This window comes from Luteibacter sp., assembly GCF_051958795.1.
Taxonomy (GTDB): Bacteria; Pseudomonadota; Gammaproteobacteria; order Xanthomonadales; family Rhodanobacteraceae; genus Luteibacter.
Genome location: NZ_JBQCFT010000125.1, coordinates 1 through 23,670, shown reverse-complemented (window position 1 = coordinate 23,670; position 23,670 = coordinate 1). Strand labels below are relative to the sequence as shown.

The 23,670-nt window shown below is 62.7% G+C and carries 28 protein-coding genes, 3 tRNA genes and 1 pseudogene; 27 read left to right on the top strand and 5 right to left on the bottom strand.

The window, feature by feature from the left end; genetic code table 11:
- A pseudogene (gene clpA, locus ACTHLF_RS07030) lies at positions 1 to 361 on the top strand (ATP-dependent Clp protease ATP-binding subunit ClpA); the annotation flags it as partial.
- Between the two features lie 222 nt (positions 362 to 583).
- On the opposite strand, the gene infA reads toward clpA, so the two are convergent.
- Both infA and ACTHLF_RS07020 read right to left on the bottom strand, forming a co-directional pair.
- On the bottom strand, positions 584 to 802 hold the full coding sequence (infA, locus tag ACTHLF_RS07025; protein WP_019466733.1) for a translation initiation factor IF-1: 219 nt from the start codon (positions 800 to 802) through the stop codon (positions 584 to 586).
- Positions 803 to 886: 84 nt separating this feature from the next.
- Positions 887 to 1,162 carry a polyhydroxyalkanoic acid system family protein gene (locus tag ACTHLF_RS07020; RefSeq protein ID WP_440326061.1) on the bottom strand — a complete coding sequence of 92 codons (276 nt, stop codon included), beginning with the start codon at positions 1,160 to 1,162 and terminating at the stop codon, positions 887 to 889.
- A gap of 128 nt (positions 1,163 to 1,290) precedes the next feature.
- On the opposite strand from ACTHLF_RS07020, the gene ACTHLF_RS07015 reads away from it, so the two are divergent.
- The 17 genes from ACTHLF_RS07015 (at position 1,291) to ACTHLF_RS06935 (ending at position 15,608) form a co-directional block, all read left to right on the top strand.
- On the top strand, positions 1,291 to 2,064 hold the full coding sequence (locus ACTHLF_RS07015; protein WP_440326060.1) for an FHA domain-containing protein: 774 nt from the start codon (positions 1,291 to 1,293) through the stop codon (positions 2,062 to 2,064).
- 61 nt (positions 2,065 to 2,125) lie between these two features.
- The gene (serC, locus tag ACTHLF_RS07010; protein ID WP_440326058.1) at positions 2,126 to 3,211 is read left to right on the top strand and encodes a 3-phosphoserine/phosphohydroxythreonine transaminase; all 1,086 of its coding nucleotides are present in this window, start codon (positions 2,126 to 2,128) and stop codon (positions 3,209 to 3,211) included.
- Between the two features lie 80 nt (positions 3,212 to 3,291).
- Positions 3,292 to 4,395, top strand: a complete 1,104-nt coding sequence (gene pheA / locus ACTHLF_RS07005; RefSeq protein WP_440326056.1) for a prephenate dehydratase — start codon at positions 3,292 to 3,294, stop codon at positions 4,393 to 4,395.
- A complete protein-coding gene (gene hisC, locus ACTHLF_RS07000; protein WP_440326054.1) occupies positions 4,392 to 5,504 on the top strand; it encodes a histidinol-phosphate transaminase in 1,113 nt (370 codons plus the stop codon). Before pheA ends, hisC begins: the two co-directional genes overlap by 4 nt.
- Complete coding sequence (aroA, locus tag ACTHLF_RS06995; protein ID WP_440326052.1) at positions 5,501 to 6,808, top strand: 3-phosphoshikimate 1-carboxyvinyltransferase; 1,308 nt, start codon at positions 5,501 to 5,503, stop codon at positions 6,806 to 6,808. The genes hisC and aroA overlap by 4 nt, the downstream gene beginning before the upstream one ends.
- A 54-nt stretch (positions 6,809 to 6,862) precedes the next feature.
- Entirely contained in the window at positions 6,863 to 7,651 is a 789-nt protein-coding gene (gene kdsB, locus ACTHLF_RS06990; RefSeq protein ID WP_440326050.1) for a 3-deoxy-manno-octulosonate cytidylyltransferase, read from the top strand.
- 214 nt (positions 7,652 to 7,865) lie between these two features.
- Positions 7,866 to 9,689, top strand: a complete 1,824-nt coding sequence (uvrC, locus tag ACTHLF_RS06985; protein WP_440326048.1) for an excinuclease ABC subunit UvrC — start codon at positions 7,866 to 7,868, stop codon at positions 9,687 to 9,689.
- A gap of 50 nt (positions 9,690 to 9,739) precedes the next feature.
- A complete protein-coding gene (gene pgsA, locus ACTHLF_RS06980) occupies positions 9,740 to 10,354 on the top strand; it encodes a CDP-diacylglycerol--glycerol-3-phosphate 3-phosphatidyltransferase (protein WP_440326046.1) in 615 nt (204 codons plus the stop codon).
- A gap of 38 nt (positions 10,355 to 10,392) precedes the next feature.
- Positions 10,393 to 10,468: transfer RNA gene (locus ACTHLF_RS06975), tRNA-Gly, on the top strand.
- Between the two features lie 77 nt (positions 10,469 to 10,545).
- Positions 10,546 to 10,619 (top strand) — tRNA-Cys (locus tag ACTHLF_RS06970).
- 50 nt (positions 10,620 to 10,669) lie between these two features.
- Positions 10,670 to 10,756: transfer RNA gene (locus tag ACTHLF_RS06965), tRNA-Leu, on the top strand.
- A gap of 183 nt (positions 10,757 to 10,939) precedes the next feature.
- Positions 10,940 to 12,166 carry a tyrosine-type recombinase/integrase gene (locus ACTHLF_RS06960; RefSeq protein WP_440326044.1) on the top strand — a complete coding sequence of 409 codons (1,227 nt, stop codon included), beginning with the start codon at positions 10,940 to 10,942 and terminating at the stop codon, positions 12,164 to 12,166.
- Between the two features lie 92 nt (positions 12,167 to 12,258).
- Positions 12,259 to 12,525 (top strand): hypothetical protein, encoded by a 267-nt coding sequence (locus ACTHLF_RS06955; protein WP_440326042.1) that lies wholly within the window; start codon positions 12,259 to 12,261, stop codon positions 12,523 to 12,525.
- A gap of 11 nt (positions 12,526 to 12,536) precedes the next feature.
- Complete coding sequence (locus ACTHLF_RS06950; RefSeq protein ID WP_440326040.1) at positions 12,537 to 12,824, top strand: hypothetical protein; 288 nt, start codon at positions 12,537 to 12,539, stop codon at positions 12,822 to 12,824.
- Between the two features lie 597 nt (positions 12,825 to 13,421).
- Positions 13,422 to 13,655: a helix-turn-helix transcriptional regulator gene (locus ACTHLF_RS06945; protein WP_440326038.1), complete on the top strand. Its 234-nt coding sequence runs from the start codon at positions 13,422 to 13,424 to the stop codon at positions 13,653 to 13,655.
- 388 nt (positions 13,656 to 14,043) lie between these two features.
- Positions 14,044 to 14,544, top strand: a complete 501-nt coding sequence (locus tag ACTHLF_RS06940) for a hypothetical protein (RefSeq protein WP_440326037.1) — start codon at positions 14,044 to 14,046, stop codon at positions 14,542 to 14,544.
- 428 nt (positions 14,545 to 14,972) lie between these two features.
- Positions 14,973 to 15,608, top strand: a complete 636-nt coding sequence (locus ACTHLF_RS06935; RefSeq protein WP_440326035.1) for a hypothetical protein — start codon at positions 14,973 to 14,975, stop codon at positions 15,606 to 15,608.
- 797 nt (positions 15,609 to 16,405) lie between these two features.
- Here ACTHLF_RS06935 and ACTHLF_RS06930 read toward each other — a convergent pair.
- Together ACTHLF_RS06930 and ACTHLF_RS06925 are read right to left on the bottom strand one after the other, a co-directional pair.
- On the bottom strand, positions 16,406 to 16,720 hold the full coding sequence (locus ACTHLF_RS06930; RefSeq protein WP_440326034.1) for a hypothetical protein: 315 nt from the start codon (positions 16,718 to 16,720) through the stop codon (positions 16,406 to 16,408).
- Between the two features lie 541 nt (positions 16,721 to 17,261).
- A complete protein-coding gene (locus ACTHLF_RS06925) occupies positions 17,262 to 17,531 on the bottom strand; it encodes a hypothetical protein (RefSeq protein ID WP_440326032.1) in 270 nt (89 codons plus the stop codon).
- A gap of 90 nt (positions 17,532 to 17,621) precedes the next feature.
- On the opposite strand from ACTHLF_RS06925, the gene ACTHLF_RS06920 reads away from it, so the two are divergent.
- From ACTHLF_RS06920 to ACTHLF_RS06890, 7 genes are all read left to right on the top strand, one after another.
- Entirely contained in the window at positions 17,622 to 17,801 is a 180-nt protein-coding gene (locus tag ACTHLF_RS06920; RefSeq protein WP_440326030.1) for a DUF3606 domain-containing protein, read from the top strand.
- The gene (locus ACTHLF_RS06915) at positions 17,798 to 17,986 is read left to right on the top strand and encodes a DUF3606 domain-containing protein (protein WP_440326028.1); all 189 of its coding nucleotides are present in this window, start codon (positions 17,798 to 17,800) and stop codon (positions 17,984 to 17,986) included. Before ACTHLF_RS06920 ends, ACTHLF_RS06915 begins: the two co-directional genes overlap by 4 nt.
- A gap of 158 nt (positions 17,987 to 18,144) precedes the next feature.
- The gene (locus tag ACTHLF_RS06910) at positions 18,145 to 18,609 is read left to right on the top strand and encodes a hemerythrin domain-containing protein (protein WP_440326027.1); all 465 of its coding nucleotides are present in this window, start codon (positions 18,145 to 18,147) and stop codon (positions 18,607 to 18,609) included.
- 20 nt (positions 18,610 to 18,629) lie between these two features.
- Positions 18,630 to 19,109 carry a low affinity iron permease family protein gene (locus tag ACTHLF_RS06905; RefSeq protein WP_440326025.1) on the top strand — a complete coding sequence of 160 codons (480 nt, stop codon included), beginning with the start codon at positions 18,630 to 18,632 and terminating at the stop codon, positions 19,107 to 19,109.
- A gap of 338 nt (positions 19,110 to 19,447) precedes the next feature.
- Positions 19,448 to 19,729: a hypothetical protein gene (locus tag ACTHLF_RS06900; protein ID WP_440326024.1), complete on the top strand. Its 282-nt coding sequence runs from the start codon at positions 19,448 to 19,450 to the stop codon at positions 19,727 to 19,729.
- A gap of 75 nt (positions 19,730 to 19,804) precedes the next feature.
- A complete protein-coding gene (locus ACTHLF_RS06895; RefSeq protein ID WP_440326022.1) occupies positions 19,805 to 19,993 on the top strand; it encodes a DUF3606 domain-containing protein in 189 nt (62 codons plus the stop codon).
- Between the two features lie 665 nt (positions 19,994 to 20,658).
- Complete coding sequence (locus ACTHLF_RS06890) at positions 20,659 to 20,931, top strand: hypothetical protein (RefSeq protein ID WP_440326020.1); 273 nt, start codon at positions 20,659 to 20,661, stop codon at positions 20,929 to 20,931.
- A gap of 452 nt (positions 20,932 to 21,383) precedes the next feature.
- Here ACTHLF_RS06890 and ACTHLF_RS06885 read toward each other — a convergent pair whose 3' ends face one another.
- Positions 21,384 to 21,935, bottom strand: a complete 552-nt coding sequence (locus tag ACTHLF_RS06885; RefSeq protein WP_440326018.1) for an RICIN domain-containing protein — start codon at positions 21,933 to 21,935, stop codon at positions 21,384 to 21,386.
- A gap of 881 nt (positions 21,936 to 22,816) precedes the next feature.
- On the opposite strand from ACTHLF_RS06885, the gene ACTHLF_RS06880 reads away from it, so the two are divergent.
- Entirely contained in the window at positions 22,817 to 23,188 is a 372-nt protein-coding gene (locus tag ACTHLF_RS06880) for a hypothetical protein (RefSeq protein WP_440326017.1), read from the top strand.
- 7 nt (positions 23,189 to 23,195) lie between these two features.
- On the top strand, positions 23,196 to 23,462 hold the full coding sequence (locus ACTHLF_RS06875) for a hypothetical protein (RefSeq protein ID WP_440326015.1): 267 nt from the start codon (positions 23,196 to 23,198) through the stop codon (positions 23,460 to 23,462).
- Positions 23,463 to 23,670: the final 208 nt, after the last annotated feature.

Sequence of the window (23,670 nt, the reverse complement as noted above, 5' to 3'; positions counted from 1 at the left end):
GTTCACGCCGGAATTCCGCAACCGCCTGGACGCCATCATCCAGTTCAACTCGCTGGACTTCGACCACATCCTGCGCGTGGTGGACAAGTTCCTGATCGAGCTGGAATCGCAGCTGGCCGAGAAGAAGGTCAGCGTCGACGTGACGCCGGAGGCCCGCCGCTGGTTGGCGGAGCACGGCTTCGACCCGCAGATGGGCGCGCGCCCGATGGCTCGCGTCATTCAGGACAAGGTCAAGCGTGCCCTGGCCGACGAGCTGCTCTTCGGCAAGCTCGCCGACGGCGGCAAGGTCACCCTCTCGGTGGAAGGCGACGAGCTGCACGTGGAAACCGAGTCGGCCGAGCCGGCGACGGCGGACGCGTAAGACTCAAGGTAGTGATCGAAAAGGCCGCCCACTCGGGCGGCCTTTTTCGTAGGAGCCCACCCGGTGGGCGACGCTGTGCGCGGTCACGCCGCACGACCTTGTTGATTCGAGGCGAAAGATGTCGCCCACAGGGTGGGCTCCTACGGCGTCGCGCAAACAAAAAAAGCCGTGGCGCGAGCCACGGCTTTTTCTTCCGCGAAGCGGGCGGCGCCAGGCGCGCGCTTACTTCATGCGGTACGTGATACGGCCCTTGGTCAGGTCGTACGGGGTCATCTCGACCTTCACCTTGTCGCCGGTGAGGATGCGGATGTAATGCTTGCGCATACGGCCGGAGATATGGGCAGTGATGACGTGCCCGTTCTCGAGCTGCACGCGGAACATGGTGTTGGGCAGGGTCTCCTGGACCGTGCCTTCCATTTCGATGACGTCGTCTTTTGCCATGTGTTCCGGGTCGGAGTAGGGGCCGGCTCGGCCGGCATAAGTCCCCTATTATGCCATGCCCACCCCACCAAGGCCACCCGGGGGTCAGGCGAAGTATTCGTTCAACTTGCCGCGGATCTCGTCTTCGATCTTGCCCTTGAACGCCGACAGCAGCATGCCGAGCTCGGCGGTCACGTGCACATCGGTGTCCGACACGGCGATCGCGCCCTTCACGCCCGAGCCCGAGAAGGCGTAGGCATTGCCGTCCCAGCCACCCTTCGTGCCGAATTTCTCGGCCATGCGGGCCGCGACCTTTTCCACCACGGCGCGGGCTTCCGCAGCGCTCTTGCCGTGCTCGCGACGGATATCGATCTTGGCCATGGGGGTATCTCCGCGAGAAAAGGGTGGGGCAGTCTAGCAGCCGGGCCGGCTGAACCGTATCGATCTCTTTGCGTTCAAATAGATACCGCACTCTGCTAAAGTCGCGTCGTCATCTGGCCGGTCCCTCCATGCGTATTGAATTCGTCAGCTCGGCTCGCGGTGATTTCCACTGGTCCCGGCCCGTGCTCACGATCGGCCGGGGCGAGGAGAACGACCTCGTCGTTTCCGAGGCCCAGGTCGCCGCCAACCACGTTTCCATCCAGCGCGACCGGCGCGGCATGGTGCTGGAGGTGGCCCCAGGTGTCGGCCGTGTCTACGTCAACGCGCGTCCGGTACGCGAGAAGGCGCTGCTGCGCCCCGGCGACAGCCTGTCGCTCGGCGATTGCCGCATGCTGATCCGCGATGACGACGACCTCGAGGCCCGCGAGCTGGCGGAGCCCACCGAAGCGCGTTGCACGGCGGCGCTGCGGCCCGTGGCGGGCCCGCTCTCCGGCCGCCTGGTCGCCATCGGTGACCGCCTTGAGCTCGGTGCCACCCACGGCGCGCTGCCGCTCGAACTGCCAGGCAATGATGCCGCGCTGCTCACCCTGGCCTGGGAGGATGACGAACTCATCCTCGATGCATCGCGCGTGCCCGCACGCCACGCCGTCCGGGTGAATGGTGTACGCACCGTCCGAGCCGCGCTCCAGCCTGGCGACCAGATCGGCCTGGCTACGCATCGTTTCATCCTGGAAGCGCCCGGCTGGCAGGCCGAGCCCGTGGTAGTCCTGCCAGAACCCGAGCCGGAGCCCGAGCCCGAGCCGGAGGAGACCGTCGGTCCCCGCGGCGTTGTGTGGTGGCTGATCCTTACCGCCGCGCTGCTGGCCGCCGGCATTGCCGTGGTGCTTTTCGCGCCGTTCTAAGCCCTCGTTTTGCCCGCAGGCGGCGGCATAATGCCGGTTCACCCATGCGAGAGGACGAGACGTGAGCAGAGCCTGGAATTTCAGCGCCGGACCCGCTGCGCTGCCGGAAGCGGTACTGAAACGCGCGCAGGCCGAGCTTCTCGAATGGAATGGTTCCGGAGCCTCCGTGATGGAGCTCTCGCATCGCGGCAAGCCGTTCATGGCGCTGGCCGCGGCCGCCGAGCAGCGCCTGCGTTCGTTGATGGGCGTTCCCGCGAACTACAAGGTGCTCTTCCTGCAGGGCGGTGCCACGCAGCACTTCGCGCAGATCCCGATGAACCTTGCCGGGCCGGGCGACCACGCCGATTACATCGTCACCGGCCACTGGGGCGAGAAGGCCGTGCGCGAAGCCGCGCCGTACCTCGATGCGCGCGTTGCCGCGACGTCGGTGGCCGATAACTACCTGAAGCTACCGCCACGCGATACGTGGCAGCTGAGCGACGGCGCCGCCTACGTGCATTACACGCCGAATGAAACCATCCACGGCGTGGAATTCCACGACGTGCCCGACGTGGGCGACGTCCCGCTCGTCGCCGACATGTCGTCGAACATCCTCAGCGAACCGGTCGATGTATCGCGCTTCGGCCTGATCTACGCCGGTGCGCAGAAGAACATCGGCCCTTCGGGTCTTGTCGTCATGGTGATCCGTGACGACCTGCTGGCGCGTGCGGGCCGGCCCATGGCCAATATCTTCCGTTACGCCGAGCATGCGAAGAACGATTCGATGCTCAACACGCCGAACACCTGGGGCTGGTATCTCGCCGGCCTGACCTTCGAGTGGCTCGAAGCGCAGGGCGGCATCGCCGCGATGGGTGAACGCAACAAGGCCAAGGCCGCGTTGTTGTACGACGCCATCGATGGTTCCAGCGGTTACTACCGCAGCCCCGTGGATCCGGCGTCGCGCTCGCGCATGAACGTGCCATTCACCTTGCACGATAGCGCGCTGGATGCCGATTTCCTCCGCGAATCCGAGGCCGCGGGCCTGCTCGCGCTCAAGGGTCACAAGGCCGTGGGCGGCATGCGCGCATCGCTCTACAACGCGGTTCCGATCGAAGCGGTCGAGGTGCTTGTGAAATTCATGCGGGACTTTGCAGCGCGGCACGGTTAAAGTCGGGGATCACCGCACTGCAACATCGTTTTTGCGGTGATAACTGTTTCATTTGCAACCACTTAGCCGCCTGGACGTTCATGAGTAAGAGTAGTCCCACCGACAAGCAAGCCACGCTGGGCGAGGCGCGCCAGCGCATCGACAGCATCGACCAGCAACTGCAATCGCTCATCAGTGAGCGCGCCCGTTGGGCACAGCAGGTCGGCCGGGCCAAGGGCCCGTTGAAGGCGGCGGTGGAGTATTACCGACCCGAACGGGAAGCCCAGGTACTACGTGGTGTCATCGACCGCAATGACGGCCCGCTGCCGAATGCGGAACTGGTACGCCTGTTCCGCGAGATCATGTCGTCGTGCCTTTCGCAGCAGCAGCCGCTGAAGATCGGTTACCTCGGTCCCGAAGGCACGTTCAGCGAACAGGCCGTGCGCAAGCAGTTCGGTCACGCCGCCTACGGCCTGCCGCTCGGCAGCATCGAGGAGGTGTTCCAGGAAGTCGCCGCGGGCAATGCCGATTTCGGCGTGGTGCCGGTGGAGAACTCGGGGCAGGGCATGATCCAGATGACGCTGGATATGTTCCTCACGTCCAAGGCGACCATCTGCGGTGAAGTGGAATTGCGTGTCCACCAGAACCTGCTTTCGCTCACGGGCGAGATGAAGGACATCAAGCGGATCTACTCGCACCCGCAATCGCTGCAGCAGTGCCAGGCATGGCTGCGCGTGAACCTGCCGAACGTCGAGCGCATCGCGGTATCGAGCAACGCCGAAGCCGCGCGCATGGCGAAGCTTTCGCCGGAATCCGCCGCGATCGCCGGTGAATCCGCGGCGCGCGTCTACGGGCTGAAGATCATCGCCGGCCCTATCGAGGATCGCAGCGATAACACCACGCGCTTCCTCGTCATCGGCCGCACGATCTTCCCGCCGTCTGGCAACGATCGCACGTCGCTGCTCGTGTCCGTGCGCGACAAGCCCGGTGCGTTGTACGACGTGCTCAAGCCGCTGGCCGAGCACGGCATCAGCATGAACCGCATCGAGTCGCGTCCGGCGCACACGGGCAAGTGGCAGTACGCGTTTTTCATCGATGTCTCCGGCCATGTCGAAGACCCAGCCCTGCAGGCCGCGCTGGACGAAATGAAACCCGCCGCCGCCGATGTCCGCGTGCTTGGCGCCTACCCCGTCGCCCTGCCATGACCGCCGTGTTCGATGCAGCCACGCTCGCCAACCGGGCGACGTCGGCCCTGCGTGCCTACGATCCCGGTCACGACCTTCCCGCATTGCGCAAGCGCTTCGGCGCGGTGCTCTCCGAGCTGGGTTCCAACGAGAACCCGCTCGGCCCGAGCCCGCAGGCAACGCGCGCCGCTACCCGTGTGCTGGAAGACATCTGGCGTTATCCCGATCCGCTCGGCGCGGCCCTGAAGCAGCGCCTTTCCGGCGAGCTTGGCGTGCCCGCCAGCGCAATCACGCTGGGTAACGGTTCCCACGAACTGCTGATGCTGCTCGCGCAGTGTTTCGCCGATGCGGAACACCCCGTGGTGCATTCGCAGTACGGCTTCGCGGTGTTCCCGATCGCGGCGGCCGCGGCGGGTGCGCCTGCGATCCGTGTGCCGGCGTTGCCCGCCGATCATCCGTCGGCGCCGTACGGCCACGACCTGCAGGCGATTGCCGCGGCGGTCACGCCCGCCACGCGGATCGTCTACCTCGCCAACCCGAACAATCCGACCGGCACATGGTTCACCGATGCCGAGCTCGAGACCTTCCTCGAGAAGGTGTCGGCGGAAACGCTGGTCGTCGTCGACGAGGCTTACCACGAGTACGTGGACGCGGCTGGCCTCAGTACGGCATTGCACCTGCTGGGCCGGTTCCCGAACCTCATCGTGACGCGCACGTTCTCGAAGGCTTACGCGCTGGCGGGGCTGCGCATCGGCTACATGCTCAGCCACCCGTCGGTCGCCGCGGTCGCCGAGCGCCTGCGTGAATCGTTCAACGTCAACGGCGTGGCCCTGGCCGCGGCGGAAGCGGCGCTCGGAGATCACGAACACCGTGCGCGCGTTCGCGAAGCCAACCATCGTGACCGCGCATGGCTGGCCGAAGAGCTCACGGCGCGCGGCCTGCGCGTCCTGCCGTCGCAAACCAACTTCCTGCTGGTCGACCTGGGCAGGGATGCCGCTGAGTTCGAGAAGCACCTCTTCGAAGCCGGCGTGATCGTCCGCCCCATGGGCGGCTACGGCCTGCCGCACACCGTGCGCATCAGCATCGGCAGCCGCGCCGAACTGAAGCGCCTCCTGGAGAACCTTCCATGACCTCCCTGGCCTGGACCAGCCGCTCGGGTGGCCCGATCAGCGGCGAACTCGTCGTCCCCGGTGACAAATCCGTTTCGCACCGCGCGCTGATGTTCGGTGCGCTTGCCGAAGGCACCACCCACATCCGCGGCTTCCTCGAGGGTGAAGACACGCGCGCCACGGCGGCGATCCTCGGCAAGCTGGGCGTGCGCTTCGAAACGCCCGCGCCCGGCGAGCGCGTGGTGCATGGCGTGGGCCTGCATGGCTTGCGTGGCAGCAGCGGGTCGCTCGACTGCGGCAATGCCGGCACCGGCATGCGCCTGCTCGCCGGCTTGCTGGCGGGGCAGGGCTTCGATTCGACCCTGGTGGGCGATGCATCGCTCTCCGGCCGGCCGATGCGCCGGGTGACGGATCCGCTCGGCGAGATGGGCGCGCAGATCGATACGAACGATGGCAAGCCACCGCTGCGTATCCACGGCGGCCGCAAGCTCAAGGGCATGACGTACAAGTCGCCGGTCGCCAGCGCGCAGATCAAGTCGGCGCTGCTGCTCGCCGGCCTCTATGCGGAAGGCGAGACGGAAGTCATCGAGCCGCACCCGACGCGTGACTACACCGAGAGCATGCTGAAGGCCTTCGGCTGGCCCATCGAATACTCCCCGGGCCGCGCGAAGGTCAGTGGCGGGCACGTCCTGCGCGCCGTCGACGTCGACGTTCCGGCGGACTTTTCCTCCGCGGCGTTCTTCATCGTCGCCGCGTGCGTCGTGCCGGGCTCGCACCTGCGCCTGAAGGGCGTGGGCCTGAACCCGCGCCGCACCGGCCTGCTCGCCGCACTGGAGCTCATGGGTGCGGATATCGCCGTGGAAAACGAGCGCGAGAGCGGCGGTGAAGTCATCGCGGATCTCGTCGTCCGCCATCGCCCCCTGCACGGCGTGGCGCTGCCGCTCGATATCGTGCCGGACATGATTGACGAGTTCCCGGCGTTGTTCGTCGCAGCGGCATGCGCCGAGGGCATGACGACAATCCGCGGTGCGGCCGAACTGCGGGTGAAGGAATCCGACCGCATCGCCACCATGGCGAACGGCCTGAAGGCCTGTGGCGTGCTGATCGACGAGCTGCCGGATGGCGCGATGATCCGTGGCGGGGCGATCGGTGGTGGCACGGTGGACAGCCACGGCGACCACCGCATCGCCATGAGCTTCGCCATTGCCGGGCTGGTCGCGACGGCGCCCATCACCATTGGTGATTGCGCCAATGTGGCTACCTCGTTCCCCGGGTTTATCGAGCTGGCGAACGGCGTGGGTTTCAACCTGGCCGTCGCACCCTGACATCGCGCCGGGCCCATAATGGGGGCTCTCACCCAGCCCCTCGGACGCCACCGCATGCGCCCCAAGACACCCCCCTTCGTCGTCGTCGTCCCGGCTCGCTACGCCTCCACGCGCCTGCCGGGCAAGCCGTTGCTTCCGATCGGTGGCGTGTCGATGGTGCGCCGGGTCGCCGTACGCGCGGCTGTGGCCGGTGCGGCCCAGGTCGTCGTGGCCACGGATGACGACCGCGTCGCCGCCGAAATGCGCGGCTGCACGGGCGACATCCTCGTCTGCATGACCCGCGAGGACCACGCCTCCGGCACCGATCGCATCGCCGAGGTCGTCACCCACTTCGGCTGGCCCGAGGACACCGTGGTCGTGAACCTGCAGGGCGACGAGCCGTTCGCCCCGGCCGCGGGCATCCGTGCGGTGGTGGACACCCTCGCCGGTGATGAGGCGCCCATGGCCACCCTGGCGACGCCGCTTACCGACGCGGAGGAGCTGTTCGATCCGAACATCGTAAAGGTGGTCCGCGGCGGCAACGGCCGGGCCCTGTACTTCACCCGCGCTCCCGCGCCCTGGGCGCGCGATGCGTTCGCCCGGGATCGCCATCGGCTCCCGCCCGAGGTCCCGTTCCTCCGCCATGTCGGCATCTATGCGTACCGGGCAGGTTTCCTGCGCCGGCTGGCCGCGCTGCCGCGGACCCCGCTGGAGCAGGCGGAATCCCTGGAGCAGCTGCGGGCGCTCGAGCACGGCCATGCCATCTCGGTCAGCCTGACCCCTGAGCCGTTCCCGCCCGGTATCGATACCCCGGAAGACCTGGCCAGGGCCGAGCGCTGGTTGAAAGAAAGCGGAGCGTTGTAGGCATTGCCTGACAATGGGCAGCGGGCGACGCCTACGGAATGAGCCGGAATCCGCCGGGCGCGCCTACACGGGCGCCGCCGTAACCTATCCCTGTCGCCAAGCACTGCTCACGGATGAGGGCGACACCCCCAAGGAAGGCCCCGCGCCGGCATGGTCCCCCTCCATGCCGGCGTTTTTTGATTAGCGGTTGCCCATCAGCGGCGAAAATATGCCGATGGAGCACACCCAGTCGCACCCCGTCGATGGCAAGGCCGTAGTTCGCCACCTGACCACGTCCCCCGGCGTCTATCGGTACTTCGATGCCGAAGGCGAGCTGCTGTACGTGGGCAAGGCCGCCAACCTCAAGAAGCGCGTCAGCAATTACTTCCTGAAGCCGCCCATGGATCCGCGCATCGCCTCCATGGTGTCCCAGATCGACCGCGCGGAAGTCACCCTGACCCGTACCGCCGGCGAAGCGCTGCTGCTCGAATCGCAGCTGATCAAATCGCTGAAGCCGCGTTACAACATCGTCCTGCGCGACGACAAGAGCTACCCCTACATCTACCTGTCGGGCGGGGAGGACTATCCGCGCCTGGCGTTCCACCGCGGCGCGAAGAGCGGTGTCGGCCGTTACTTCGGCCCGTACCCCAGCACCTTCGCCGTGCGCGAGAGCCTGGGCCTGATGCAGAAGCTGTTCAAGGTGCGCCAGTGCGAGGACAGCTACTTCAAGAACCGCTCGCGCCCGTGCCTGCAGCACCAGATCGGCCGCTGCAGCGCGCCCTGCGTGCAGCTGATCAACGTCGAGGATTACAAGAGCGACGTGCGCCACGCCGAGATGTTCCTCGAGGGCCGCAGCAGCGCCGTGATCGACGAACTGGCGCAATCGATGGAGAAGGCCAGCGCCGCGCTGAACTTTGAGCGCGCGGCCAACCTGCGTGACCAGGTGGCCGCGTTGCGCAAGCTGCAGGCCCAGCACTTCGTGCAGGGTGCCAGCGCCGACATGGATGTGATCGCCTGCTGCCTCGAAGGCGGCATGGCTTGCGTTAGCGTGCTGTTCTTCCGCAACGGCGTCAGCCTGGGCTCGCGCGATTTCTTCCCGCGCCTGCCCACCGACGCCTCGGTAGGTGACGTACTCGCCCAGTTCATCGCGCAGTACTACCTGGAGCGCCAGGTGCCGCGCGAACTGGTGCTGAGCGACCCGGTGGAGGACATGGAGATCCTGGCCGACGTGCTCTCCCAGCACGCGGGCTACGCCGTGCAGCTCAAGCCCAGCGTACGCGGCGATCGTGCACGCTTCCTCGAGATGGCCCAGCGCAACGCCAGCGCGGCGCTCACCTCGCGCCTGGCCAGCCGGCATACCTTGCTCGCCCGCTTCGACGACCTGCAGAAGGTGCTCGAACTCAGCGAGCCGCCACGCCGGATCGAGTGTTTCGATATCAGCCACACCCGCGGTGAGGCGACGGTCGCGTCGTGCGTCGTGTTCGGCCCGGAAGGGCCGGAGAAGTCGCACTACCGCCGCTTCAACATCACCGGCATCACGCCGGGCGACGACTACGCCGCCATGCACCAGGCCCTCACGCGCCGCTTCAAGAAGGTCGTGGAGGGCGGGGTGAAGCCTGACATCCTCCTGATCGACGGCGGGTTGGGGCAGGTGGCCCAGGCCATCGACGTGCTCCGCGAGCTCGGCGTCGAGGGTATCCGCGTGGTCGGCGTGGCCAAGGGCCCGGGCCGCCGCGCGGGCGAAGAGACGCTGATCCTTGCGGAGAGCGGCAAGACCCTGCACCCCGGCACGTCGTCCCCGGCACTGCACCTCGTGGCGGCCGTTCGTGACGAGTCGCACCGTTTCGCGATCAGTGGCCACCGCCGCAAGCGCGAGGCGGCCCGTGAGCGCAGTACCCTCGAGGACGTGGCTGGCGTCGGCGCGCGTCGGCGCGCGGCCCTGCTGAAGGCCTTCGGCGGCCTGTCCGGCGTGGAAGCGGCGGGCGTCGAGGAACTCATGAGCGTCAAGGGTATTGATCGCGGCCTCGCGGAACGCATCTATGCCATGCTGCACCCCTGATCGAACGGAAGCGCCTGCCATCGCGGCGCCTCCCGCAACCGGCTGAATCCATGCGTATCAACCTGCCAACCTGGCTTACCCTTTTCCGTGTGTTGCTGCTGCCGGTGATGGTGGTCGTCTTCTACCTGCCGTTCCGCTGGGCGAACCTCGTTGCCGCGGTCGTCTTCGTGCTGGCCGCCTTCACCGACTGGCTGGATGGCTACCTGGCCCGCCGCCTCGACATGACCTCCGCCTTCGGCGCCTTCCTCGACCCGGTGGCCGACAAGCTGATGGTCGCGATCACCCTGTTCCTGCTGGTGCAGTCGGCACCGACCGGCTGGCCAGGGATCCTGCTGGCGATTACCGCCGCCGTGATCGTCGGCCGTGAGATCAGCGTCTCGGCCCTGCGCGAGTGGATGGCCGAGATCGGCGAGCGTTCCAAGGTGAAGGTCGCCTTCCTGGGCAAGCTCAAGACCATGATGCAGATGGTGGCCCTGGTGACCCTGCTGCTGCAGCACGATGCCGAAACCCTGCGCTATTACCACATTGGCGAGGCGCTGCTGGTCGTGGCAGGCATCCTCACGATCTGGTCCGGGCTGGATTATCTGCGCGCCGCATGGCCCGCCCTGCGCGGGGATGCGCCGGGTGTGAAAAAAAGCGAAAAGTATCCGCTGCAAAACAGTTGACACATGAGCCCAGATCCCTAAAATACCCGGACTACGACGCGGGAATAGCTCAGTTGGTAGAGCACGACCTTGCCAAGGTCGGGGTCGCGAGTTCGAGTCTCGTTTCCCGCTCCAGATTTCCACAAAGCCTCGGGTGACCGAGGTTTTGTTTTTTAAGCGCTATGCGGATACTCTCCGCGTGCGCAAGCGATGGCCGGGTGGCAGAGTGGTCATGCAGCGGACTGCAAATCCGCGTACGCCGGTTCGATTCCGACCTCGGCCTCCATCGCATTCCAAGGCGCACACGCTTCAAGCGGGTGCGCCTTTTTTCTTTTGGCCCGGATGGCGAAATCGGTAGACGCAAGGGACTTAAAATCCCTCATCCGAAAGGGTATGTGGGTTCGAGTCCCACTCCGGGCACCATTTGGCCGTCTCTCGGCATCCCACCCCATCCCTCTGGCGACCTAGCTACCCGAGATATGGCCTAAAACTGGCTATTTCGGTGTCTCCGCACGTCCCGTCGCGTCTCATGCCAGCCCCTATTGCATGTGAGTAAGTTTGTGAGTATAAAGGTACCTACTCACAGCGAGTCGGAAGTTACTCACCATGCTGACGGACACCAAACTCCGCACCTTGAAGCCCAAGGCTTCCCTCTACCGGGTCACTGATGCGGCAGGGTTGAGCATTGAGATTCCGGTCAATGGTGCACCTCGCTGGCGCTTCCGCTATCGCTTCGAAGGCGCGGCCAAGATGCTCAGCCTTGGTACGTATCCCACCGTCACGCTTGCCCAGGCTCGTCTGCGTCGTGATGCGGCTCGTGCGCAGCTGGCGAATGGCGTAGATCCCAGTGCGAGCCGTCAGGCCGAGAAGCGCACGCGTTCACTGGCCCTCGCTCCCGTTCCCACCTTCCGCTCGGTGTCCGAACTCTGGATGTCGCGTCAGGACGTGTCCGAAGCCACGGCGAACAAGTCTCGCTGGATCTTTGGCAAGTTCCTGTTCCCGGATCTCGGCGAGCAGCCGATGCGGGATATCACCTCGCGCATGGTGCTGGACACGCTGCGCAAGATTGAAGGTGACGACCTACTGGAAACCGCACGCCGGGCGAAGATCAGGGTAGGGCAGGTGTTCCGCTTCGCAGTCATCGAGGGCTTGGCGGATAGCGACCCGACCCAGCCGCTTAAGCGGGCGCTCAAGGCTCCCAAGGTCAAGCACCACGCGGGAATCGTTGACCCGGTGAAGATTGGCGGCCTCCTGCGTGCTATCGACGGCTTCTCAGGCCAGTTCGTCACCTTGTGCGCCTTGCAGCTGGCCCCGCTGGTGTTCGTGCGTCCTGGCGAACTGCGTGCTGCTGAGTGGACCGAATTCGACCTCGACGGCCACGTGTGGCGTATCCCGGCTGAGCGCATGAAGATGAAGGCCGCTCACGTCGTGCCGCTCTCGAAACAGGCTGTTGCGATCCTGCGCAAGCTTGAGGAATTCACAGGCCACGGCCGCTATGTCTTCCCGAGCCTGCGTTCCGCTACGCGCCCGATGAGCGAGAACACAGTGAATGCCGCCCTGCGTCGTCTGGGCTACACGGGCGACGAAATGACCGGCCATGGCTTCCGTAGCCTCGCAGCCACCCGCCTCAACGAAATGGGCTACAACGCGGACGCCATTGAGCGCCAGTTGGCCCACGCCGAATCGAACAAGGTCCGCGATGCATACACCCACGCTGCCCAGTACATCACGGAGCGCAAGCGGATGATGCAGGAGTGGGCGGACTATCTGGAAAACCTGAAAGCCGGTGGCAAGGTCGTCGCATTCAAGCCGTCGAAGGGATCGGCGGCGTAACAAGTTCTGGCGGGGAGCCAGAAGCGGCAGGACGGGGGTGCGTCAACACCCCAGCCTGCCTAACCACAAACACGACACTAGGAGTCGCGATCATGGGTAACGAAATTGTAGCTGCACGCTCGTCTCAAATCCTGCGCCCCATTCAGGGCAATGTGGTGCCGCTTGGCAGCCATGCGGCAGACGATCGGAGTAACGCCCAGAAAGTCATGGATAGTGCCCTGGCACTGCTGAGGATGGAGCTTGAGCGGGCCGACGCCCCGGCTATGCGCAGGGCTGACCCCGATCTGGTTGACCGCCTGTTCGGCATCTATGGCCTGCTCCATATGGCCGATGCCGCCCACAACCGCCAGCAGGGTTAAGGAGAACTGTCATGGGAAATGAAAACACCGCGATCAATTCGGCCGAACTGTTTTCCTTTAACGCCAAGTACTCCATCAACGACGATAACAGTGCACGCGATTTGCTGGGCGACGCGTCTATCTTCCTCTCTAGCGGGATAGAGATTTTCATTCAGGAGATTGAGGCAATCGACGGGTCGAACTGGGAGAGCAAAAAGGCCGTGTGCGAGTGCCTATGGGGTGCCTACCACCTGTTCAAGATGGCAAAGGGCACCGTGGATGCCGCAAATACTCGGTTGCACGCCAGGAGGGAGGACTGACCATGGCCCGCGTCATCGAATTCCCAATCTACGGTGCGTACAGCCGCTTACCCGTCACCGCTACGAACGCCAAAATCATCGCCTTTCCTCGGCCAATGCGGGCTGACCTCCCGCCGGATGCGGTGCGACAGATGGCAAGGCTGCGTCGGGATCGACAGATAGACGAGCTGATGTGCAGAGTGTTCCCGCTGGCAACGCTTTAGCCGGGGCACCCATCGTTAGCCAAACCCCAGGCCCGCCCTCATCGGCGGGCTTTTTTGTCGGTGTGGTAGCGACTGTCAGACGGGTAACGGAGCGTTACGTTGTCAAACTTTACTTCACCCCCCTCCGGGTTTACCGTCTCACCTGCACGGGATGGGACGGCTTGCAACCCCATATGTTCGGGGCGGCACGCTGGGCGTGCCCTAGATCCTGTGTAAGCCGACTTACAGACCTCGCGGGGGCAATAAAAAGCCCCCACCACTGCAATGGTGAGGGCTGGGAGTTTTTCGCCAAACAAGGCCGTGCTTCTCCGGGCGACGGCACCTGCATGGTAGGAAAGGAAATTCCGACTTGCAAGGTGTCTCCGGTGGGCCAGGCCACCAGAGAGATCTAAACATGACCCTTGCCGTTGTGTCGGGCCCGCTTGTGCCCGAAAACCCGATCAAGTTCCTTCGTCTGCCTGCCGTGTGCGAGCGCACTGGCCTGTCTCGTACACAGGTCTACCGTCTGGAGGCCGCAGGCAAGTTCCCTCGTCGTGTAAAGCTGGCGCTCTCGACCAGTGCGTGGGTTGAGTCGGAAATTCAGGTCTGGGCCGCCGCCCGCATTGCGGACTCGCGGGGTGACGCATGAGCCCTCACGAGCAATGCCCCCGATTCAGCGGATGTAGCGCACCCATCTGTCCCCTCGACCCGAACTGGCGGTGTGCTCAGCATTTACCGCATGAGCGCGTATGTGGGCTGTTGTGCGAGCTGGTGAAGGCTGATGGCCCCACCGTCCTGGCTAAGGTTGTCACCCCCGAGCAGCTGGCGACTCTGGTGGAGGAATGCCCGTCAATCTCAGCCAAGTGGTCTGCGATCCGTTCAGGCCTGATGCGGGCATCGCAATCTGGGAGTCGCATTGAGCGCGCTAGAACCATACGGCTACAGCAGGTGAAGGTTGACCCCGCTGGGTTGGTATTCCTCCATCCCCATATGCCCGATGGTCACCCGTCCGCAGGAGCTTCCAGCGAGGTTCCGGCATGAAGGTCACCAAGAAGCGTTGGAAGGAAAAGGGCCGAAGCGGCTATGAGGGACCATTTGCCAGAATTCCGCATGACCTACAGGACTCGGAGAACTGGGCTCAGTGTGGGGGAACCGCGATCAAGCTCTTGTGCGCCCTTGTGCGTCAGTTCAATGGCCGTAACAACGGTGACCTATGCGCGTCCATAAAGGTTCTTAGCACACGAGGCTGGAGGTCAGCCGACACGCTGCACTGGAGCCTCAAGGAGCTGGAGCATTTCGGTTTCATTGAATTGACCCGCCAGGGCGGGCGCAATCTACCGAACCTGTACGCACTGACGTGGAGGCCGATTGATGAGTGCGGAGGCAAGCTAGATCGCTCACCTACGTCGAAGGCGTCCGACGTCTGGAAGCTGCCCAAAGCAGCGTTCAAGCGCCCGCAGAAAAACACATCGTCAAGTCCGGAATTCGGAGCAACTAGATACGGAATCCGGAGCAGTCGTGTTTCTCAGGCCGCTTGATTGCTCCGGAAACCGGACTTGTTCTGGCCTTTTCAGGCCCTTTAGCTGCTCCGGAAACCGGACACCTTTATAGATATCTACCAGAGGCACTACTGCTTATGAGCATCCATTATCTCCCCGGATATCACCCAACGACCCCTGACGACCCGTCACTGACGCGTGCCGACGCGTGGAATGTGTCCGCATCGCAAGCGGACAAGACTCGGACAACCGCGGGACAGACGCGGGACAACCGTGGGACACGTAGTAACGCTGTTAGTAACGCTCTGACCGTTACTCAACGGTCGCCAGGCTGGAACAACCGCAAGCCTGACATCCAGCGGGTGCAGCTCGGTGCTTGCACACTGCTAGCAGTTCCGTATCGCCGCTGGGCGTGGCATCGCCATGAGCGAATGGTGGCGGAGCTTCGACGCAAGGAAGCCTGACCTATGGCGGACGGCGGGCGGGCCGAATCCCAGGAGGAACTGATTGATAGGGCAGCACGCATTCTCGCTGCTGCATTCGCTCCAGGGTCACCATGGATCTCACAGGTCAACTACGACCGGCTTCCTCGCGAATCGTCGCGAGACCTCGCGAATCCTCGTGAGCTGATCGTGGCCGAACGGGAGGAACGCAAGGGGAGACGGAAAGTGCTGGTGAAGACCCTGCGAGACGGAGATGGGAAGATTGCCGTCCGTCGCCTCCGGGAGTGGCGATATCACCCGTTCACCGCCGAACCGGTCTATAACCCCGTCTGGGACACCCTAGGAGCATTGGCTATAGCGAAACTGGAGGGACCCCTAGAGGCTACCCTTCTGCTGTACGCCACTGGCGATGTACATAGGTACTGGCCGACCGTGGAGCTATACGGCTTGGCATGCCTTCGCAATGCGTTCGCATGGGAGGCGCTTACAGACGCCATGCAGCGAATCCTGTGTGGGCGGGCTGCCATCTCCAAGGACGATCGGGCTAGGCAGCTCGGGCTACGCGCCAGCACATACCGGCAATTGACGGGTAGGGCTGAGGCCATGATGCGACGGTGGCTGACCGAAGCTGCATCGCGCTTCCTCTACGCCGTCGGGTAACTCAGCTAGGGAATGGCGCGCCGGTTCCGGATCTAATTACCACGAAGCCTTGCGCGGTCAGTCTGCTTAGGAAATGGGGAAGGTCGTCGCACTCCGCGAACAGTCTAGCTCCGCCCGGATAATGGATGACCCGCGATCCTTTCTCCTCGACCAAGAGCACGGGTTCACTCTCGTTCTCGACTACCGCCCATCCGACTGTCTGCATGTTTCGCTGCCTGCTCCCGCTCGTGAGAGGGCCGACCTACCGGGCCTGGGGCAAGGTGATATCGGCGGCGAGCAAGGGAATGTGAAGCCTGCTCCCATGGCTCGCGAACCCGGGGCCAAGCTACACTCAATCGCTGGCAGCGGGAGGCAAGAACCAGTGATCCCCAGCCGATCCCTGCGGCGATGCTGCGACCCTTCGTGCGAAGTGAGCGACCATGGAAAAAAAGCCAGCGCTGGAGCAACACTCGACGACGGTCTTCGGATTTTCGACCATTCTCCGGCTTCGAAGGAGCCCCGCTTCCGGTATCAGGCTGGTTGAGCTGGTGGACGAAAAAGGCATCTGCTACTACTCGTTACGCACGTCCAGAGTGGTCGAGGTCCAGACGCGGGCGTTGACGGGCGCGGCGGCGATAGCGGCGATAGAAGCGTGGTTGCGACCGAGCTTCCGCATACAGCCCGTCCCTTCGGTGTTCGGTCGCTCCGGGAACAGCTAGGTCGAGCACTTAACCGCTCACCAAACAAGGAAGGTCCGGGTGGGCACTCAGGCTTAAACCCGGCAGGCGGTACCTCCTATGTTCGGCCCTGCTGCGAAATCAATTGAACGGATAGCTATCGGCACGGCTATTCGAATGCGGCACCCGCTCTCCGAAGCGGATTAAAAGCTCCGCTAGCTCAAACATTGCCTTGCCGAAGCCCCGGGTGGGCTCGCTACCGGAGGGTCCAAGGAACAGAAGGACGCGCAATGCTGCTGCCTCTATTTCCAGCTGACCGCAACGAGCGGATTGTTTCGCAATGCGCGTTGCCCAGTATCTCGCAGCATCGAAATCCTCGGCGACTGCTGCCCGGTTCATCGCAAGGGCTGTATTCTTCAAATCGATCGTGACCCTAAACTCGTTCTCCATCTTCACGCCCCTCCCAAGCCTTCCGTCTGCGGAACCGACCATGCGGCCGCTTATGCAGGTAATCGCGTGCTAGTCGGGCGCCCGGTAGAGCTTCGAGCGCCGCCAGAGGGGGCATCCGCCCCCCATCCGGCCTTCACAAACGCCCCTCCCTAGGACAAGCGAGCGCCTGGCATAGCCGCCTATACGTGCTTCGGGGGAAATTGGATGCAGAACGACTGCTTGGTCGCCATGTAAAATGGCCGGGTTGAAACTGCACACGCCGCATCCCCATGGGTGACACATTCAGCCGACTACCGGCCGACACGACTGTTCAGGCTATTAGGCGTGCCCGCCTCCGGGAGCTTATCGATGAACTGGATGCAGAAGGCATTCGGTCATGGAGCGAGTTAGGAAAAATCCTCGCTGTCCTGAATGGCACGGACCTCCAGAGACTACTCACCAGCGAAGTGATCACGGACGAGATCGCGCGTGAAATGGAGTGGGCAATGCATAAGCCGGGCGGCTGGATGGACCGTTGAAACGGAATCCGTCACCCGCCGCGCTCCCTTTAGCGCGGGTTTAGTGCCTTCGCGAGCCTGAGCATGGCGTGTCCATAGCCTGGCAAAGGGTCCGTGCCGACCGGCCGTAGGAGGACGATCACATCCTCCGCGACCTCAAGGACTCGGGTTAGTCCCATTTCATGGGCCGATGTGCGGATCAGGTGAGCCCGAAACCTGGCCTCATCCAAGTCATCGGCCAGAGCCGCGTCATTCATCGCCATCGCCTCAACGTTGAGCTGGGCGATGCGCAGGACGGTCTCGTGGTCGGTCATGTTCATCAACGCAGCATAACCCGGTTCTCCATGGATCGGTGACGTCCGTATCACGATTCATTGCGCAGCTTTGGCGCTTTCGAGCGGAGGTGTGCCATGAGCGACGACAAGACGAATCGGGGTCCAGCTGACGCCCAACGAATTAACGTCAATGAGGACTACGAGGTCCGCTATTGGACAAAGGAACTTGGGGTGTCAGAGGACAAGCTCCGGGAGACCGTGAAGCGTGTCGGTGTCATGGCTAAGGACGTTCGCACGGCCCTAGGTAAGGCATGACGGACGGAGAGCCGTTGGAGCATATCGACCCAGCCGACGAGGGCGGGCTAGCGCTGTGGGCGCTTGTGCTCGGGGTCACACCCGAGGCCGTCCTCGCGGCCGTCGCGGCCGTGGGCACAAATGCCCGGAAAGTTCAGGCCGAGATTGAGGCAAGACCCTCGATCTACCGGACAAGCGCGTTCTGATCGGAAATCGAATCCATGACAGGCTGCCAATCGCTGAGGCTCGCCCTCCGTCCGGGGCCGCGTGAGGCGAACGTGGTGAGAGCGATGAGCTTATTCCACGCGCGCATCACCCAGGGAGGGAGACGCTAATTGCTCCCAGCCGACGCCAGGAGACGCCCGTGGATGCTATCTCACTTCTCAAAGAGGATCACAAGCTCGTCAAATCACTGCTTGAAGAGTTGACCGAGTCAACGACCCGAGCGGTGAAAAGGCGGGGTGAACTCCTCGAAAAGATACACGTTAACCTGAAGGCGCATACGACGATCGAGGAAGAGATCTTTTACCCGGCGTTCAAGGCCGCGGGTAAAAAGGAGGAGGAAAAAATGTACTACGAAGCTCTGGAGGAGCATCGTGCAGCGGAAGACCTCGTCTTACCAGATTTGCTAAACACTGATCCGTCAACCGAGCAATTTTCGGGTCGCGCAAAGGTGCTAAAAGAGCTAATTGAGCACCATATCGAAGAAGAGGAGAAGGAGATGTTCAAGGACGCAAAGACCCTTCTCAGTAAGGACGAACTCGCCGACCTTGGCGCAAAGATGCAGGAGCGGAAGGAAGCGCTACTCGCGGAAATGGCGTCGGCCTGACATCGGATGTCGGGGTAGGCATGGCGGGCAAAAAGCAAGGTCTCTTTACCAAGATCGCCATGGCGGTGTCGAAGGCGGCTGGCGAGCCGGTCACTTTCGCCCTGGCGCTTCTGGTCGTCGTCGTCTGGGCCGCAAGCGGCCCGATCTTCAAGTTTGGCGACACGTGGCAGCTCGTCATCAATACCGGAACGACGATCATCACGTTCCTGATGGTGTTTCTCATCCAGGCGAGCCAGAACCGGGACACGGAAGCTCTGCAGATCAAGCTCGACGAGATCATTAACGCTCTAGAAGGGACCGATGAAGCACTACTCGATCTAGAGCAGCTCGACGAGGAAGCGCTAGATCGCATCAGGAAGAGGTATCTACGTAAGGCCGAAGCGGCGAGGCGGGCAAGCAAGTCAAATCCCGATGATCTGGGCGGGGATGGTCGGCCGACCGATGATCCGGAGCCGCCGAACTCCCATCCCGGTGACAGTGACCCGAATATCCACGGCTGATTTCTTACTGATTTAGCCTCTCCCAGGCTAACCGGCGGGCACACACACAGTTTCCGCCGGGTCTTTTTGATCTAAGGGCGCAGGGTTGGTCGGAGCACGTACTAACGTCCGACTGTGAGTTAACGCGCGGGTGGTTCTGGGTGTGCGTACGCAAGTGCGGCATCTTAGGGATTATGGCCCTCGTTGGTCGATCGGGGCTTGTCACCAGCAGACGTGATAGCCTCGACGTAGAGAACGGAGGCCGCCATGTTCGTGCGGCCCCCCACGAGGAATGGTCCTTGGCCTCTGGAGCCAGGTCATGCCTCGTTTTCCGTACGTCTGGTCACGGGCATCGTCCCATGACTGAACAGTCCCGCCTCTACCGCGACCTCAGCGGGCTTTCGGGCCTGCTACGCGAAGCCATCGAAAGTGACGACCGAGACGCTGTCGCACAGCCGGCAATCGATATCGCTGCGCTCGCCACGACGCACGGCGAATTTGCCATCGCCGGTGCTGCGTACCGCTTACTCTACGAGGTACGTTCGCTAGATGGGCAGGCGAATGAGTGCATCGAATTCCTGAGCCGTCTCGATTTTGCAATCGGTGAGCTTGCCATCCGAGGCAGCGGCGAGCGTCCGTGACAGGTCTAGTGGACAATCCTCACGGCCGGGTAACGCCTTGTGTGCCATAGCTGGTGCCCTTCCGAGGTTGCCCCCATGCCCACCGACAAGTTCGTCGCTGCTCCGGCAGACCTGACGAAGGTAGACGTTTGCCTTCGCTCTGACATGAGTTACTGGACGCGCGTGCTTGGCGTGAGCGAGGTTGAGCTACGTAAAGCCGTGATGACCGTGGGGAGCGCCTCGTGGGACGTCCGCGCCGAACTTCGCCGGAATCGCAGAAAGTGAAGGATCAGGGGCGTAGGCGTGTCTTCATTTTCTACCCCGCCATTAACACCCGCGTGTGGCGAGTCCTGGCGGGTAACGTGTCCGAGAATTTTATGTCGGAATGGCTGGCCGTTGAGTTCGCCTTGGGCCTTGCCGACAGGCTGGGTGGCGTCCGTATGGTAGATGTGTTGAAAGAAACGATATCGGGAGGCTGGATTCCAGTTGCTCAACCTCCACATTGAGGCACGTTGGTAAGCACCCCCGTCCCGTCAGGCGTTAGTCGCGAACGAACCCAAGTAACTCACTCGCCTCGCCTTCTGTCGGCACATCGGCCTCGACGGTGAAAGCGACCGATGTACCTGTGAGCGGGACGGTCAAATGGGAAAGCCCCGTAGTTCGCAGGCTCCCGCACACCAGCAAACCATGCTCTAGCTCCCCAGACTCAACACTTCCCACCGTAAATCCGTCCGGCCTCTCTATTAAGGCCAACCTCAGCTCTTCGTGATACCAAACGACGGTTCCCTGCATGCCATTCCCCCGATATGACGCCCTCAGTGTGCCATCACTTAGAGACGACGGAAAGCTGTGCAGCAGGCTATACCAGTGCTCGGCACCGAGAGTGATGCATCCACTTCCTGCCCGCTTACGTATCGTCTTCGAAGCCGATCCAACCAGGGTGCACGATCATGCAACGCGAGCCAGCTAGGACACTTCAACAGAGGCTATACGAACTGTTCGAAGTGGCCGCCACCGCGTACCGGGCTGACCGGAGGGAAGAAGCGGCTCTGGCGCTGGTTGAGCTTGCAAAAACGGCTTTCGTAGCTGATCAAGGTAGGTTATCCGCCTTGGCCTACATGGCTATGTTCGTAATCCAGGTGAAGGACCAGAAGCCATATGAGGCCGAGGCACATCTATCGGAATTGCTGTTCGCGCTGATTGAAATGGAGGACCGATCTTGACGTTGCTTAGGCAAACCTTCGGGCTAGCCTCCTAGCGCAGCATACTTCTACTAAGCACGTGCTCAGCCGTGTGAAGCTCATAAACAAATTGCCGAAGAATTAGGCTGACCTCAAGCGGAGTCTTACGTTTGTCTCTCGTGGTGAGATGTCCGCTCCGTAGCCTTTAGGCCCATGACAACCATCTCCTGGCCCCCACGCGAACGAACTGTATTAGGCGCTTCCATGCCTCATCGCTATGCGTTCGATAGTGCAGGCCGCCGGGTGGCCTTCGTGCGTGAGCTAGCTACTCGGGATGGCTATCGGGTGTCGCTGTTCCCCGATGGCGACCACAACCACTCGATCGAGGGGCGTGTGCCGAATGACGAGGCGTTCGCTATCAAGATGGCAACTCGTTGGCTCAAACGTCGATCGTAGTAGGGCGAGACGCTACGTGCCATCTCGCCCTATGTGGATTAGAAGACCGAGAAGCGGAAGCGCGACCTGTTTTCGGTTACTGCCCCGCAGGAGCTTTCTAAGACTGGGCGGTTAAAACCGTCTTCCGTGCGAAGGCACCAGTTCGTCGCAACGTTCGTGATGTGGCGCAGCGGATTCGCGGAATTGACGATAGAAAAGCTGCCGCCAGTCGAAACTGTCACTCCTACAAATGACTCGTCGGCAGTGAACTGCTGGAGCGTGTCAGCGTTATTGCACGGCCGCTGAACTAGACCTATGACGCCATTGCTGGGGCTTGTGCTTTCTGCGGAAGCGCATAGGCCTGAGTTGACGTTCACGATAGCTACTACCGGCTTGTTACCGTTATACGCAAAGACACGGAACCCCCACAGTTGGTTGGTCGTTCCCGTGCAGTTCCACATCTGGATGATTGCGCCAGAGTCTTGAGAGTAGTTCTGTACGTCCCAGCACTGGTTGGTTTGAACAGAAACAATGGCGGTAGACGATGCTGCCTGCGCGTGGCTCTCAGGGCTGGCGACCAGGCCAGCAATGAGGACAATCGAAAGGGCCAAAAGAGAATTTCTCATAACGTCCGTGAAGTGAAGAGCCGCCGATTGCGGCGTGCAAGCGTTGCTCGCTCCTTGGGGGATTGTCTGTAGGCGGTCTCCGCTTCTGCGTGTAGGCGGGCGCCTACAAGCCCGGACGGAAACTCGCCCTGGAAACGGCATAAGTAATCGGGACCCTTGCCGCCCCAAGGCCCTACCTCGCCCGACGCCGTGCCGGGTAATGCACGGCTTCCTTTTCTTCGGTAGGGCGGACCAAATATCAACTTATGAGGTGCACGATGGGCGGCGGTGGATCACAACCGAAAAACACCACGACGACGACCAAGACGGAACTCCCTCCGTTCTTGCAGAACGCATACCAGTAGTTCTTCAACCAGACCAACCAAGTCAACAGCAAGCCCTACCAGTCCTACGACGGCCAGCTTAACGCGGCACCTACTCCGTAGCAGGCTCTAGCCACGTCCAATGCCGTCTATGGCGCTGGCGGCAACGGAAACCAGATCAACGCGCTGAACCAGTTGGTCAATGGGTCAAACAATGTTCAGAACCAGGCTAATCCCTACGCGGGTAGCGGGAATCTGAATCAGGTTATCGCCCAGTCCAATCAGGACACGACGAACGCCTATAACCAGAACGCCGTTCCCCAGCTTGCCGCCCAGTTCGCGCAAGGTGGTGCGTTCGGTGGCTCGGCCATGGCGTAGGCCGCCCAGCAGTCCCAATAGACCCTTGCCGATCGACTTGCGGCTAACACGACTAACCTTCGCTATCAGGATCTACAGAACCAGCAGCAGCTTTGGCAGCAAGGGTTCCAGAACCAGCTTGCCACTTCCCAGAATAACGCCCAGAACATCCTCGGGGCATCGAATGCCCTTAATGGCGCGAGCGCCTTGCAGGCCCAGTACAACAGCCAGCTCGCTGGTCTGGGGCAGGTCTATCAGGACTGGCAGCAGGGCGGCATCGATCAGGCGTACAACGACTGGTATCAGAAGAATTACGGCTACGACCAGCAGCGCCTTGCGAACTTCGGCAATGCGCTCAATTCCACCGCCGGTCAGTTCCAGGGCTCGGCTACGTCTGGTCTTAATCCCGCGTATAAGCCTCGTACCGTTGGTGGTGGCGTGGCTTCCGGTGCTGCGGGTGCAGCCGCAGGCGCCAGCATTGGCTCTGCCATCGGTGGCGGTGCAGCGGCGGGCTCTACTGCTGGACCGTGGGGCGCCCTCATCGGTGCCGGTGTCGGCCTCGCTTCCTACTACCTCTGAGGTGTCCATGGATTACTTACTCGTTCTCGATGCCATGGCCCCCTCGGCTCGCCTCAACGTCAACCTAGGCGACCTCGTTGGTAGCGTCGGCGACGGTCCGCCCACGGCTCTCTCGGTCCCCGTCTCGGAAATCGACACCTCGCACACGCACCTGCTGAGGGCGAAGGCGACCCGGGGTGACGGCCCGATCTTCTGGGTCCCCTACAGCCACCTCGTGGGCATCTTGGAAGCGCCGGAGGCTCGACCGCCGTTCATGGGCTTCCGGCCCTCGTAAGTCCACTTGCTGGGACCAAGGATAGGAATGGGGCCACGGATGGCTCATCGGATACCCCAGAGGCCGCCTCCATAGGGGGCTCCATCGGAGAGCCATGGGGGAGGGGTAGGGAGCCCTAGGATGCCAGAGCATTCCTTGTAGATAATCCGCTACGTGCCGTCGGTTCATATAACTTAAGTCATATCGGCCACCATCTGGCATGCGCTCT

Excerpts from the sequence above, each read along its gene's own strand:
- infA (WP_019466733.1), bottom strand. The coding sequence starts at position 802 with ATGGCAAAAGACGACGTCATCGAAATGGAAGGCACGGTCCAGGAGACC.
- ACTHLF_RS07020 (WP_440326061.1), bottom strand. The coding sequence starts at position 1,162 with ATGGCCAAGATCGATATCCGTCGCGAGCACGGCAAGAGCGCTGCGGAA.
- ACTHLF_RS06900 (WP_440326024.1), top strand. The coding sequence starts at position 19,448 with ATGACTGAACAGTCCCGCCTCTACCGCGACCTCAGCGGGCTTTCGGGC.
- ACTHLF_RS06935 (WP_440326035.1), top strand. The coding sequence starts at position 14,973 with ATGGCGGACGGCGGGCGGGCCGAATCCCAGGAGGAACTGATTGATAGG.
- ACTHLF_RS06925 (WP_440326032.1), bottom strand. The coding sequence starts at position 17,531 with ATGAACATGACCGACCACGAGACCGTCCTGCGCATCGCCCAGCTCAAC.
- ACTHLF_RS06960 (WP_440326044.1), top strand. The coding sequence starts at position 10,940 with ATGCTGACGGACACCAAACTCCGCACCTTGAAGCCCAAGGCTTCCCTC.
- ACTHLF_RS06920 (WP_440326030.1), top strand. The coding sequence starts at position 17,622 with ATGAGCGACGACAAGACGAATCGGGGTCCAGCTGACGCCCAACGAATT.
- ACTHLF_RS06890 (WP_440326020.1), top strand. The coding sequence starts at position 20,659 with ATGCAACGCGAGCCAGCTAGGACACTTCAACAGAGGCTATACGAACTG.
- ACTHLF_RS06895 (WP_440326022.1), top strand. The coding sequence starts at position 19,805 with ATGCCCACCGACAAGTTCGTCGCTGCTCCGGCAGACCTGACGAAGGTA.
- ACTHLF_RS06955 (WP_440326042.1), top strand. The coding sequence starts at position 12,259 with ATGGGTAACGAAATTGTAGCTGCACGCTCGTCTCAAATCCTGCGCCCC.
- hisC (WP_440326054.1), top strand. The coding sequence starts at position 4,392 with ATGACCGCCGTGTTCGATGCAGCCACGCTCGCCAACCGGGCGACGTCG.
- ACTHLF_RS06950 (WP_440326040.1), top strand. The coding sequence starts at position 12,537 with ATGGGAAATGAAAACACCGCGATCAATTCGGCCGAACTGTTTTCCTTT.
- ACTHLF_RS06905 (WP_440326025.1), top strand. The coding sequence starts at position 18,630 with ATGGCGGGCAAAAAGCAAGGTCTCTTTACCAAGATCGCCATGGCGGTG.
- kdsB (WP_440326050.1), top strand. The coding sequence starts at position 6,863 with ATGCGCCCCAAGACACCCCCCTTCGTCGTCGTCGTCCCGGCTCGCTAC.
- uvrC (WP_440326048.1), top strand. The coding sequence starts at position 7,866 with ATGGAGCACACCCAGTCGCACCCCGTCGATGGCAAGGCCGTAGTTCGC.
- ACTHLF_RS06940 (WP_440326037.1), top strand. The coding sequence starts at position 14,044 with ATGAAGGTCACCAAGAAGCGTTGGAAGGAAAAGGGCCGAAGCGGCTAT.
- ACTHLF_RS06875 (WP_440326015.1), top strand. The coding sequence starts at position 23,196 with ATGGATTACTTACTCGTTCTCGATGCCATGGCCCCCTCGGCTCGCCTC.
- aroA (WP_440326052.1), top strand. The coding sequence starts at position 5,501 with ATGACCTCCCTGGCCTGGACCAGCCGCTCGGGTGGCCCGATCAGCGGC.
- ACTHLF_RS06915 (WP_440326028.1), top strand. The coding sequence starts at position 17,798 with ATGACGGACGGAGAGCCGTTGGAGCATATCGACCCAGCCGACGAGGGC.
- ACTHLF_RS07015 (WP_440326060.1), top strand. The coding sequence starts at position 1,291 with ATGCGTATTGAATTCGTCAGCTCGGCTCGCGGTGATTTCCACTGGTCC.
- pheA (WP_440326056.1), top strand. The coding sequence starts at position 3,292 with ATGAGTAAGAGTAGTCCCACCGACAAGCAAGCCACGCTGGGCGAGGCG.
- ACTHLF_RS06945 (WP_440326038.1), top strand. The coding sequence starts at position 13,422 with ATGACCCTTGCCGTTGTGTCGGGCCCGCTTGTGCCCGAAAACCCGATC.
- pgsA (WP_440326046.1), top strand. The coding sequence starts at position 9,740 with ATGCGTATCAACCTGCCAACCTGGCTTACCCTTTTCCGTGTGTTGCTG.